9 protein-coding genes and 1 pseudogene are annotated in these 12,433 nt (G+C 66.9%); 2 read left to right on the top strand and 8 right to left on the bottom strand.

The window, feature by feature from the left end:
• The first annotated feature begins 214 nt into the window (after positions 1 to 214).
• On the top strand, positions 215 to 1,903 hold the full coding sequence (locus BJQ90_RS17640; protein WP_226761514.1) for an alkaline phosphatase D family protein: 1,689 nt from the start codon (positions 215 to 217) through the stop codon (positions 1,901 to 1,903).
• Positions 1,900 to 3,204: an LssY C-terminal domain-containing protein gene (locus tag BJQ90_RS17635; protein ID WP_226761513.1), complete on the top strand. Its 1,305-nt coding sequence runs from the start codon at positions 1,900 to 1,902 to the stop codon at positions 3,202 to 3,204. The genes BJQ90_RS17640 and BJQ90_RS17635 overlap by 4 nt, the downstream gene beginning before the upstream one ends.
• 36 nt (positions 3,205 to 3,240) lie before the next feature.
• On the opposite strand, the gene BJQ90_RS17630 is transcribed toward BJQ90_RS17635, so the two are convergent.
• The 8 genes and pseudogenes from BJQ90_RS17630 to BJQ90_RS17595 all read right to left on the bottom strand — a co-directional run.
• Positions 3,241 to 4,806: a rhamnulokinase gene (locus BJQ90_RS17630; RefSeq protein ID WP_226761512.1), complete on the bottom strand. Its 1,566-nt coding sequence runs from the start codon at positions 4,804 to 4,806 to the stop codon at positions 3,241 to 3,243.
• Entirely contained in the window at positions 4,803 to 6,839 is a 2,037-nt protein-coding gene (locus BJQ90_RS17625) for a bifunctional aldolase/short-chain dehydrogenase (RefSeq protein ID WP_226761511.1), read from the bottom strand. The genes BJQ90_RS17630 and BJQ90_RS17625 overlap by 4 nt, the downstream gene beginning before the upstream one ends.
• Positions 6,840 to 6,843: 4 nt before the next feature.
• On the bottom strand, positions 6,844 to 8,010 hold the full coding sequence (rhaI, locus tag BJQ90_RS17620) for an L-rhamnose isomerase (protein WP_226761510.1): 1,167 nt from the start codon (positions 8,008 to 8,010) through the stop codon (positions 6,844 to 6,846).
• A 1-nt stretch (position 8,011) separates the two neighbouring features.
• Complete coding sequence (locus tag BJQ90_RS17615) at positions 8,012 to 8,389, bottom strand: L-rhamnose mutarotase (protein WP_226761509.1); 378 nt, start codon at positions 8,387 to 8,389, stop codon at positions 8,012 to 8,014.
• Entirely contained in the window at positions 8,386 to 9,834 is a 1,449-nt protein-coding gene (locus BJQ90_RS17610; RefSeq protein ID WP_226761508.1) for an L-fucose/L-arabinose isomerase family protein, read from the bottom strand. Before BJQ90_RS17610 ends, BJQ90_RS17615 begins: the two co-directional genes overlap by 4 nt.
• Positions 9,835 to 10,017: 183 nt before the next feature.
• Positions 10,018 to 11,085 carry a rhamnose ABC transporter substrate-binding protein gene (gene rhaS / locus BJQ90_RS17605; RefSeq protein ID WP_226761507.1) on the bottom strand — a complete coding sequence of 356 codons (1,068 nt, stop codon included), beginning with the start codon at positions 11,083 to 11,085 and terminating at the stop codon, positions 10,018 to 10,020.
• Between the two features lie 78 nt (positions 11,086 to 11,163).
• Positions 11,164 to 12,246, bottom strand: coding sequence for an ABC transporter permease (locus BJQ90_RS17600; RefSeq protein WP_226761506.1), 1,083 nt, complete (start codon positions 12,244 to 12,246; stop codon positions 11,164 to 11,166).
• Positions 12,239 to 12,433, bottom strand: a pseudogene (locus BJQ90_RS17595) (ABC transporter permease); the annotation flags it as partial. The pseudogene BJQ90_RS17595 and the gene BJQ90_RS17600, both read right to left, overlap by 8 nt.

The following is a 12,433-nucleotide window of genomic DNA, read 5'->3' as shown; positions in this document are numbered from 1 at the left end:
ATCAGCAACACCGACTCGAACCTGCTCCAGGAAATGTCCGGGGCCCTGGCCTACGCCACCGCAAGCTTCGCACTGGCCCCTCGGGGCTGAGCAGCCGCGCCGACCACCGTCCCGGGCCCCGGGACCCGGGCGGAGGACTCGGGACGACAGAAGCCCGCCGGATCATTTCCGCCAGGCCATGGCCGCACCGGGGCCGAGCAGGTAGAACTGAGTCATGACGACCTCTGCCGTGGTGCTCGGCCCCATGATCCGGTATGTGGATGAGACCTCGGCGAGTATCTGGGTGGAAACCCGGTCGGCTGCCCGGGTCCTGGTCCGCGCCGGCGGCAGGGACTGGACCGCCCGCACCTTCGCGGTTCACGGCCACCACTACGCGCTGGTGGAGTTGGACGGACTTGAGCCCGGAACAGTCATGCCTTACGTCCTTGCCGTCAACGGATTACAGGTATGGCCCGACCCGGGGTCCGGGTTCCCGGCGTCGATGATTGCGACGCTGAAGACCGGCAAGCCGCTGCGGATGGCCTTTGGCTCCTGCCGGACGAGCGTCCCGCACGATGAATCCGGCAACCGGACCCACGGCGTCGACTCATTGCGCGCCTATGCCCTGAAAATGGCCTCCGGCGGTGAACTGCCTTGGCCGGATCTGGTGGCTTTCCTCGGGGACCAGGTGTACGCCGACCTAACCAGCGAGCAGATGCAGGAGTTCATCCGCAGCCGGCGGGATATCAAGGCACCGCCGGGCGAGGAGCTGAAAGACTTCGAGGAGTACGCCCACCTGTACTTCCTGGCCTGGTCAGACCCCGCGAACAGGTGGCTGCTGTCCACCCTGCCAAGCGCCATGATCTTCGATGACCACGACATCCGCGACGATTGGAACACCTCGCTCAGCTGGAAGAAAAAAATGGAAGCCACCTCGTGGTGGCATGAACGGATTGTCGCAGGGCTGGCATCGTACTGGGTCTACCAGCATCTGGGGAACCTGTCGCCGCAGGAGCGCGTCGGGGACGCCATCTGGCAGCAGATCACCGCGCACACGGGTGAGGACGAGATCGACGTGGGCGCGGCGCTGGACAATTTCGCAGATCGGGCTGATCAGGACCCTGGATCCTACCGGTGGAGCTACTGCCGGGATTTCGGGGACACCCGGCTGATTGTGGTGGACTCCCGCGCTGCCCGCGACCTGACGCCGGACCACCGCGCCCTGGTTGACAATGCGGAAATGGCCTGGCTGGACACCCGGATGCGTGGCGGTTTCCGTCACCTGCTCGTGGCGACATCGCTGCCGTTCCTGCTGCCGATGGGCCTGCACTACGTCGAGTCCTGGAATGAGGCGGTGTCCCAGGGCGCTTGGGGGAAATTTGCTGCCCACGCCGGCGAGAAGGTGCGCCAGGCGGTGGACCTTGAACACTGGGGCGCCTTCCAGAACAGCTTCCGGAAAGTGGCGGAGATGGTGACAGAGGTCGCCGATGGCAAAAGGGGTCCGGCGCCGGAAACCATCACCTTCCTCTCCGGGGACGTCCACTACTCCTACGTTGCCGAAGTGGAGCGTGCCTCGGGCAGCCGGATCATGCAGGCTGTCTGCTCGCCCATCCGGAACCCGCTGCCCCGGCTGATGAGGTCTTTCGCTGCCGTGATGTCATACGGCCTGGCAACGCCTGTCGGCGCCCTGGTGGCGCGCTCGGCGAAGGTGCCGGATCCGCCGTTCCGCTGGTCCGGCGTCAAGGGGCCATGGTTCGACAATAATCTGGCCTGCCTGGAGGTGGCACCGGAAGGCCTGAACCTGTGGTGGCAGACCGGCGTGGTAGACGGTGGCGACCCCCTGCGTCCCGGGCTGAAGACTGTCTCCTCCGTCACGGTCGCTCCGCGGCGCAGCGCGCCCGGCGGTGAAAGGTTGGAAATATGACCGGTGTGGAACGTCGGGTCGGGAAGCGCCGTGGCCGGATTCCGGACACGGACACCATTCTGGACACAGGGTTGTTTATCTTCAGTGGCGTGGCCGCCGTGTGGCTGGCGACGATCCTTCTGCAGGAAAGCCTGCAATGGGGCCGGTTGTGGTTCTCGATCGTCTTCTGGGCCGCGCTGGCGTATCTGGTCCTGCCCCGGATCCATCGGATCCTGACCAGGATCTACCTTCCCGGCTACTTCATTGGCCGGGCCCGGACCAGCGACGGACTGCTCGGTGACCCGGTCAACATGGCGCTGCTCGCAACGGAAGATCAAGTCCACGCCGCCATGCGCCGGGCAGGCTGGACCCAGGCCGACGACGTCGATCTGGCCAGCAGCCAGCGGATAGTCGCTTCAACCCTCATGCGCCGAAGCTATGATGAGGCGCCGGTCAGCCCGCTGTTCCTCTTTGGCCGCCAGCAGGATTTCGCCTATCAGCAGGAAGTCGACGGGAATCCGGGCAAGCGGCACCACATCCGATTCTGGCACTGCCCGCCAGGGTGGGTGCTGCCGGGCGGCGTCCGGGTCGAGTGGCTGGCGGCCGGGACCTATGACCGCGCGGTGGGGTTGTCCCTGTTCACTCTTCAGATCACGCACAAGATCGAGGAGAACACCGACGACGAACGGGACTATGTCCTGGCAACCCTGGAGCGGGCCGTACCCGAAGCTGAAGTGTCCGTCATCCGGGATTTCTCCACCGGTTACCACGCGCGCAACGGCGGAGGTGACACGATTTCAACGGACGGAAGCTTGCCGGTCGTCGACCTCACGCACCTTGGCACCGCCCCCGCGGAGGCGCACCGCACGCGCACGGACCGTTCGAACAGGCGACCCGCCCCGACCCTTTTTGGCGGCGTTCTCCTGTGCCTGCGAGGTATCGCAGCCCTCGCCCTGGCCGTGTCACTGCAGCTGGGCGGCAACCCCGCCGCGGGCGCAGGAACGGACAGCGTGCTGTTGCCGGCCGTTGTGACAGTCATTGCGGTCTTTGCTGCGGGCGAGATCGTTTTGGCCTGGCTCGTCCTTCGGGGCGGAAACCGCTTCAGGGTCACGGCCATGCTGCTCAGCGTTGTTGCCATCCTCGTTCAGGCCGCAGACGTGCTCAACGGCGGCCAACGGGTGGCCTTGGAGACCAACCTTGTGGGCCTCTCCCTCGACATCCTCCTCATCATCGCCCTCTCAAGCCAGCGTTCCCGCTCGTTTGCGCGCAGACACAGCCAGGGAACGGTCGCGCCGTCCGGCGTCGCTGCCGAATTCACCTAGGAACCGGGGCGTGCTCCGGCCCGGCGGCGCCGGACTTCAGGCCGTATCGCGGTGATTGTGCCGGGCCGGCAGCAGTTCGCCCTTGCGCGTTTCCGGCTCGTACCGTGCAAGGCTGGCGCCCCCGGAGACGAGCCGCCTCAGCTCTGACAGTCCCCCGTGGACGGCGCCGGCGGCGCGGGCCTGCACCAGCACGTTGCCAAGGGCGGTGGCTTCGACAGGCCCCGCGATGACAGGTTTGCCGGTGGCGTTGGCAGTGAGCTGGCACAGGAGCCTGTTTTGCGATCCTCCGCCCACGATGTGCACGACGTCGACGGCCCGGCCGGCCAGCCTTTCGGCGTCGCTGATGGTCCGGGCGTAACCGGCTGCGAGGCTGTCAAGGATGCAGCGGACGATCGCGGCGGGCTCGCCCGGAAGGACGGACCCGGACCTGCGGGCGGCGGCGCGGATCCGCTCCGGCATGTTATCCGGTGCGGTGAACGCCGGGTCATCGGCGTTGATCCGCGGTCCGCCCGGGGGCAGCACCGCGGCGCCCTCGAGGAGTCCGGCCAGGGACACCGTGAGGCCCTGGCCGGTCCACGTTCGCTGGCATTCGCTCAGCAGCCAGAGGCCGCCGACGTTGCGCAGGTAACGGATGGTGCCGTCGACGCCGCGTTCGTTGGTGAAATTGGCTGCCCGGCTGGCCTCGGTGAGGACGGGGTGCGTGAGTTCCACGCCCACCAGGGACCAGGTGCCGGAGGAGATGTAGGCAAAGTCCCGGGTCTCCGCGGGGACGGCGACAACGGCCGAGGCGGTGTCGTGTGAGCCGACCGCGATCACCGCTGTCTCCCCCGGCAGCCCGGTCCGGGCGGCGACGGCCGCCAGCAGGGTGCCGATGGTTTCGCCGGGCTGGATCAGCGGCGGGAACAGGTCCGCCGGCAGCTTCAGGGCGGTCAGGAACTCGGTGGCCCATTCCCCCGCGACAGCATCGAACAGCCCGGTGGTGGAGGCGTTGGTGGCCTCGGTGCGGCGCTGGCCGGTGAGGAGGAACGCGATCAGGTCCGGGATGAGGAGGGCCTGGACCCTGTCGAGGTCCGGTTCGCTGGCCAGCTGGTAGATCGTGTTGAATTCCAGGAACTGCAGCCCCGTTGTCGCGTAGAGGCGTTCCGGTTCGAGACGCTCATGAACCTTCGCTACGGCGGCGCGGCTGCGGTCATCCCGGTAGCTGAAAGGCTGGGCCACCAGCTCACCGGAGGCGTTCACCCGCCCGTAGTCCACGGCCCAGGTGTCGATCCCGATACCGGCGATCCGTTCGCCGCGCGCTGCAGCCCTCGTTGCTGCAGCCGCCAGACCGGTGAGTACCTCCGCAAACAGTGCGGTGAAATCCCAGCGCAGGGCGCCGCCGGACTCCACCACCCCGTTGGGGAAGCGGTGGACGGTCTCCAGCGAGATACCAGGGTTCCCCGCGTCATCCGTGATGCTGCCGAGGATCACCCGGCCGGAGGAGGCGCCGATGTCGACGGCGGCGAACACACTGCGGTCGGACGCATTGCTGTTCAAGGCACTGCCGGACACCGTCCCGGCGGGGGCCGGGACGGTGTCCGTTGCTGGGGTTTCCGTGTTCATCGCAGGAAGGCCGCGGCCACGCCGGCGTCAACGGGGATGTGGAGCCCGGTGGTGTGGGAGAGCTCGCTGCCGGTGAGCACGGCGGCGGCGTTGGCCACGTTTTCGGGCAGCACTTCGCGCTTGAGCAGGGTGCGCTGGGCGTAGTACTTGCCCAGTTCTTCTTCCTGCACCCCGTAGACGGCGGCGCGCTTGGCGCCCCAGCCCCCGGCGAAGATCCCGGAACCGCGGACCACGCCATCGGGGTTGATGCCGTTGACCCGAATTCCGTACTCGCCCAGTTCCGCGGCGAGGAGCCTGACCTGGTGCGCCTGGTCTGCCTTCGTGGCGGAGTACGCAATGTTGTTCGGGCCGGCGAACACGGAGTTCTTGGAGGAGATGTAGATGATGTCCCCGCCCATGCCCTGGCCGATCATCACCTGCGCCGCGGCCTTGGCCACCAGGAACGAGCCCTTGGCCATGACGTTGTGCTGCACATCCCAGTCCTTCTCGGTGGTTTCCAGAAGCGGCTTGGAAATGGAAAGCCCGGCGTTGTTGACCACAAGATCGAGTCCGCCGAAGGCCAGGACGGCCTCCTGGATGGCAGCGGCGATCTGGGCTTCATCCGTGACGTCGGCCTGGACGCCGATCGCGACGTCGGCTCCGCCCAGTTCAGCGGCAACGGACTGCGCGTTCTGCAGGTTCAGGTCCGCGATGACCACGCAGGCGCCGTCGGCGGCGAAGCGGGCGGCGATCGCCTTCCCGATGCCCGAGGCCGCCCCGGTCACCAGGGCGATCCGGCCGGCGTGGGATTTCGGCTTGGGCATCCGGGCCAGCTTGGCCTCTTCCAGGGCCCAGTATTCGATCCGGAACTTCTCGGATTCCTCGATCGGGGCGTAGCTGGAGAGGGCCTCGGCGCCGCGCATGACGTTGATGGCGTTGAGGTAGAACTCCCCCGCCACCCGGGCGGTCTGCTTGTTCGCCCCGAAGGAGAACATGCCCACGCCCGGCACCAGGACGATGGCCGGGTCCGCGCCGCGCAACGCGGGGCTCTCCGGCGTCGCGTGCCGGTCGTAATACCCCTGGTAGTCCTCGCGGTAAGCGGCATGGAGTTCCTTGAGCCGGGCCACTGAGTCCTCGATCGAGGCATCGGAGGCCAGGTCCAGGACCAGCGGCTTGACCTTGGTGCGCAGGAAATGGTCCGGGCAGGACGTGCCCAGGGCGCCGAGGCGCGGGTGCTCGGCTGCTTCGAGGAACTCCAGGACGGCGGGGTCGTCGCTGAAGTGACCCAGCTGCGGCTTGTCCGTGGACGCCAGTCCACGGATCACGGGCGCCAGGGCGGCGGCCTTCGCGCGGCGCTCGGTTTCAGGGAGTGCGGCGTAGCCCGGCAGCTTCGGGCCGAAGGGATCGGTCCTGCCGTGGTCCCTGATGTACTGTTCGGCCTGCTCGATGATCCACAGCGAGTTGGCTTCGGCTTCCTCGCTGGTGGCGCCCCAGGCGGTGATGCCGTGGCCGCCGAGGATGGTGCCGACCGCCTGCGGGTTCGCGTCCTTGATCGCGGCGATGTCCAGGCCCAGCTGGAAACCGGGGCGCCGCCACGGCACCCACGCCACCTTCTCGCCGAAGATCTCCTTGGTGAGGGCCTCGCCGTCGGCGGCCGTCGCAATGGCGATCCCGGAATCCGGGTGCAGATGGTCCACGTGCGGTGCGTCAACCAGGCCGTGCATCGCGGTGTCGATCGACGGCGCGGCGCCGCCCTTGCCATGCAAGCAGTAATCAAACGCCGCCACCATCTCATCCTCACGCTCGACGCCGGGGTACACGTTCTTGAGCGCCTGCAGCCGGTCCAGGCGCAGCACGGCGAGGCCTGCGGCCTTCAGCGTGCCCAGGTCCCCGCCGGAGCCCTTAACCCAGAGGAGCTCGACGTCCTCGCCGGTCACGGGATCCTTTTCGGCGCCCTTGGCGGAGGTGTTGCCGCCAGCGAAGTTGGTGTTCCGCTTGTCGGCCCCGAGGCGGTTGGAACGGGCTACCAGCTGTTCAACGGTCGGATTGGTCATGGTCTTACGCTCCCCATCCGGCCTGGTGGCCGCCCTGGCGGCCTGCATTGATTTTGTCCTGGTATCCGCTGGCGGCGAAGGCTGCCATGGGGTCGGCGGGCAGGCCCCGCGATTCCCGCCATTCCGCCAGTCCGGGGCGGACATCGGTGTAGAACGCATCCATCAGCACCGCGTTGGCGGCGAGGACGTCACCGGCGTTCTGGGCGGCCTCGAGGGCGGCGGTGTCGACCAGGAGGGCCCGCGCCGTCATTTCCTGGACGTTGAGCACGGAGCGGATCTGCCCGGGAATCTTCCCTTCGATGTTGTGGCACTGGTCCAGCATGAACGCCACCCCGGCGGCCGGCTCCAGGCCGCCGCCGCGGACCACCTCGTGCATGATCCGGAACAGCTGGAACGGATCCGCGGCACCCACAATGAGGTCATCATCGGCGTAGAAACGGGAGTTGAAATCGAAGGAGCCCAGCTTCCCCAGGCGCAGGAGCTGCGCAACGATGAACTCGATGTTGGTTCCCGGGGCATGGTGTCCCGTGTCCAGGCAAACAAGGGCCTTCTCGCCCAGGGCGGCACAGTGCACGTAGGAGGTGCCCCAGTCCGGGATATCGGTGTGATAGAAAGCGGGCTCGAAGAACTTGTATTCCAGCACCATCCGCTGGGCCTCGCCGAGCCGGTCATAGACCTTGCGCAGCGATTCGGCCAGCCAGTCCTGCCGGGCCCGCAAGTTGCCCTGGCCCGGGTAGTTGGTGCCGTCGGCAAGCCAGATCTTCAGGTCCCGCGAGCCGGTCATGTCCATCACCTCCAGGCACTCGTACATATGGTCCACGGCCTTTTGGCGCACGGCCGGGTCACTGTGGGTGAGGCTGCCAAACTTGTAGTCGTCGTCCTGGAAGGTGTTGCTGTTGATCGTCCCGAGCTTCACGCCGAGGCCGTCAGCGTAGCTGGCCAGTGCCGCGTAATCATCGACCTTGTCCCAGGGAATGTGCAGGGCAACCGAGGGGGCCAGCCCCGTCAGGGCGTTGACCTGGGCTGCGTCGGCGAGCTTCTCCTCGATGGTGCGGGGCGTCCCCGGTGTGGCGAAGACCTTGAACCGGGTGCCGGAATTGCCGAACGCCCAGGAGGGCAGTTCGATGCTCTGATGTTCGAGTGTGGCTAAAACGACGGTTGGGATAGACACGTCAGTCTCCTAGGGACTTGGACTGGGTGAGGGCTGGGCCGGCGGCGGCCAGCTGGTCCTCGAGGTTGAATACTTCAGTCAGTTGCAGGAACCCCTCATCGGGGGCTCCGTTCAGGTCTTCGAAAAATCCGGACATCTCGGCCTGCCAGCGGGCGTTGACGTCCGTGGCTGCCATCCGGGCCTGTGCTTCCTCGAGGTTGTCGGTTTCGAAGTAGCCGATCAGCAGCCCGTCGGGGCGGAGGAAGAGGGAATAGTTGTTCCAGCCCGAGGACTTCAGGGCCTGGAGCATTTCCGGCCACACGGCGGCGTGGCGGGCGGTGTAGGCCGCGATGAGTCCGGGTTTGAGCTGGAGTTGGAAGCAGACGCGCCGGATGCTCATGACAGGACCACCTGCCGGTGTTCGATGCCCAGGAGGGACGCGGCCGCCCTGATGTCAGCGCCGCGGTGTCCGACGCAGAGCGCCCAGTGGTGGCCGATGCCGGTCTGGCTCCATTGGTCCACCCACAGTCCCGGGTCGCCGCCGAAGTCCACCCGCGAGGTGGTGTTGCCGATCGCGAGGAGCGGGCCGGGCACCACTTCGCCTTCGGAGGTGATGAACACATAACTGCCGTCCGGGTCCTGGCCGAGACCGAAGGTGGTGACCGGGCCGTGCCGGACGTCGAATTCGACCGAGACGCCCCAGCCGCGCTTGCCGTGGAAGACGCCGAGGCCGCGCAGCAGCGGCTCCTGGGCCGACACGGCCAGGTGGGCGGGACCGTCGTGGCCCATTTCCACGACGTTGTCGAAGAAGTTCAGGGCCTGGATCTCCGTGAACGAACCGCCGGCACCGATCGCCTGCGCGGCGAGCATGGCAATGGAGGTCCGCAGTTCGAATTCACCGGCCATCGGGATGCCGCGGGCCGTAAGGATGGAGGACCCGAGGATCATCCCGGCGCCCAGGCGTTCGTGCTGTTCGCCGGCGAGGCCGCGGTGGTAGTAGGCGACGGAGTCCAGGTCGAAGTCCTCCACGAGCCGGTCCAGGCCGACGGAGACTTTGGCGCCCCAGGCGAAGTCGTCGTCGTTCACGGATGCATCCAGGACAAAGAGGTCCCGGGCGAGGTCGAGGCGTTCGGCGACCTCTGCCGCGGTGACCCCGTTCACCCGTTCCCGGAGGTCGTCGAATTCCAGCACTTCGACGTGGGAGCCAAACGTCGTTGCGACGGTGGTGAGGTCGGTGGAGACATCCAGCATGCCCGGGTACAGATGTCCCATCAGCCCGTGCCGGGCGTTGCGTAACCGGGAGCGGACGCCGGCCGCGTGCACCCACTGGGTGATGCGGTCCCAGGCGGACTCCTGTTTGAGGTGTCCCGAGACGGAGCGGAACGCGATGCCGGCGCGGCGGAAGACGTTGGCGACCTCAGGGACCGGGCACTGGCCGCAGTAGGCGAGCCATTTGCCGGTGTCGAAGCTGGCGTGGTCCATGGCTTCGGTGGGCTGCAGGTCGATCACCAGGACGGGGGTCTTGGCCCGCTGGGCGATCGGCAGCACCATCGACGACGTCAGGTAGGTGGTGAGGAAGATGACGATCAGGTCGCAGTCGGCGACCCGCAGCTTTTCGCCGGCCGCGGCTGCCTCCTGCGCATCGGAGATGAAGCCGGTGTCGACGACGTCGGCGTCGAGTGCCTCGAAGCGGCCGGTGACGTAGCGGACGGACTCCTGCAGCTGCGGCAGCAGCCCGGGGAACTGGGGCCAGTACGCGCCGAGGCCGCCGGAGACCAGCCCGATGCGGGTGGGCCGGCGCCGGTGCGGTTGCAGCAGCCGGGCAGCCGGTTGTTTGTGGTTCATGTGAGGGGGCCTTCCGGCATGGAAAAGGAACTCAGGGGACTCACTGCGCCCCGGGCCGGGGCAGTGCAGGAGGGGGGCGCTGCAGCGGGGGCGTTGCAGCGGGTGCGGTGCGGGAGTGCGCGCCGGGCAGGCTGTCAGCAGCCTGCCCGGCGGCTCAGAAAGGGCAGCTCAGGAAGCGGCGGCTCAGAAGTTGTACTTGTCGATGTTGTCAGCGTTGAAGACCGTGGGCGGGCCGACGATTACGAGGCCACCCTTTTCGACCTTCCGTTCGCCCAACTCGCCGGCGGTGAAGGTATCCCCTTCGGCTCCGGTCATCTTGCCTTCCGTGAGCGCCTTGCCGGCGAACGCGGCAACGTATCCCAGCTGGGCCGGATCCCAGAGGGCAAATTCCTTCACAGTTCCGTCCTTGACGAAGGGACGCATTTCATTGGGCAGGCCCAGTCCGGTGAGGGCTACTTTTCCCTTGTACTCTGAGGTCGAGAGGTACCGGGCGGTGGCGGCGATGCCCACCGTGGTTGGGGAAATGATGCCCTTCAGGTTCGGGTGGGCCTGCATAAGGCCCTGGGCTTCCTGGAAGGACTTGGTGTCGTTGTCGTCGCCGTAGACCTTGGCAACAAGCTTGATGTCCTTGTAGGCAGGGTTGGAGGCGAGTTCCTCCTCCATGAACTTGATCCATCCGTTCTGGTTCGTGGCGTTGGCGGTGGCGGACAGGATCGCGATTTCGCCGCTGCCGCCGATCTGCTCGGAGATCAGCTTGGTCTGGATCAGGGCAACGTCCTTGGCGACAACCTGGCTGATGAAGACGTCGCGGCAGTCGGGGTTGGTGTCCGAGTCGAACGCGACGATCTTGGCGCCCGCGGTGCGGGCTTCGCCGAGGGCCGTGCAGACGGCGTCGGGATCATTTGCGGCGATCACGATGACGTTCGTGCCGGCCTGCGTCTCGGCGTTGATGAAGGAGACCTGGCTGGAGGCGGAGGCTTCCAGCGGCCCGACAACCTGGGAGGAGGCGAAGCCTGCTTCGGTGGCGCCCTTCTTGCCGCCGCCCAGGACAACGTCGGTGTAGGGGTTGTTCAGCTGCTTCGGGATGAAGGTGATCTTCTTGTCCCCTCCCCCCGCAGCAGCGCTGCTGCTGCCACCGGTGGATGAAGAGCCACCGCTGCAGGCGCTCAGGGCTAGCGCGGCGGCGGCAGCAACAGCCACCATTCCCGCCAAACGGCCGGTCTGGCCTGGGTTCTTGCGGTTCAACATCATTGTTCTTCCTTTTTCCTCGTGCGGTCGGTGCAGCCGGTCCGGTCTGGATGCGGTCGCGGTGGTGCGGTGGGCAAATTTTCAGGTGTTGCTTCCGATGAAACTTCGACGGACGCGCCTGGTGTGGCGCCACTGTTTGATCGCGGAGCCGATGCTCGGCGCCACGACGGAGACGATCAGCAGCAGTCCGGTCACGGTGATGAGGACGACGTCGGATACGCGGGCCAGGCGGAGGGCGTAGTTGAGGGTTCCGATCAGCAGGACCCCGGCGATCACGCCGGGGATGGATCCTTTGCCGCCGAAGATCGAGACGCCGCCGAGCAGGACGGCGGCAATGACGGCCAGCTCCAGCCCGGACGCGTTATCGCTGCGGGCACTGGTGTAGCGCAGTGTCCAGTAGATCCCGGCCAGGGCCGAGACGACGCCGGATGCGACGTAGAGCCAGAACTTGCTGCGGGCCACCCTGATGCCCACAAAGCTGGCGGCTTCCTTGCTGTAGCCGATGGCATACAGGCCGCGGCCGAACGGTGTGAAGTGCAGCAGGACCCCGAAGAAGACAATGATGAGCACGACGCCGACCATGACCGTAGGGATGCCGGTGCCGCCGAGCTTGGAGGTGAAGAAGGCTGTCAGCGCTTTCGGGAAGTTGGCCACGGCGTTGTCGCCGATGATGACGAGGGCCAGGCCGCGGAATAGGGCCAGGGTGCCGATCGTAACGGCCAGGGAGGGCAGACCGAGGACCGCGATCAGGAAGCCGTTGAACATGCCGGCCGCCAGGCCGGCGAGCAGGCTGATTGCCAGGACCAGCCAGATGTCCATGCCGCCGGCCCAGAGCACGCCCATCAGGGCGCTGGTCAGTCCGGCGATGCTCGCGACCGACAGGTCGATTTCGCCGGTGATGATGATCAGGGTCATCGGCATGGCGATCAGCAGGACCGGGATGACGTCCAGGAGCAGGAATCCGGTGGTGACCGGTGAAGCGAATCGGGGGATGGCGATGGCGGCGTAGATCAGGAACGCGATCAGGGCGTAGATGGTGATGGCGTCCCGGCCGGCCAGGATCCGCGCGGCTCCGGTCTTTCCCTTGGGTTCGGAGGACAGCGGCCTGGTGTTGTCGGCCACCGGGGCCGTTGCCGTGCCGGTTGTCGACGTGGTTTCAGACATTGCGTGCCTCGCTTATCCGCAGTTTCTTGGCTGTGCGCAGGCTTGCCACGCGGTCGATGATGATGGCCGTGAGGATCAGCACGCCGACGATGGCCTGCTGCCAGAATTTGTCGACCCGCAGGGCGGTCAGGGAGCTGGTGATGGTAGTCAACAGCAGCGCGCCGAGGGCCGCCCCGGTCACCGATCC

It is taken from the genome of Arthrobacter sp. SO3, assembly GCF_020532825.1.
Lineage (GTDB): Bacteria > Actinomycetota > Actinomycetes > Actinomycetales > Micrococcaceae > Arthrobacter.
The sequence above is the reverse complement of the archived record's forward strand: the minus strand, read 5'-3'. Positions and strand labels throughout refer to the sequence as shown.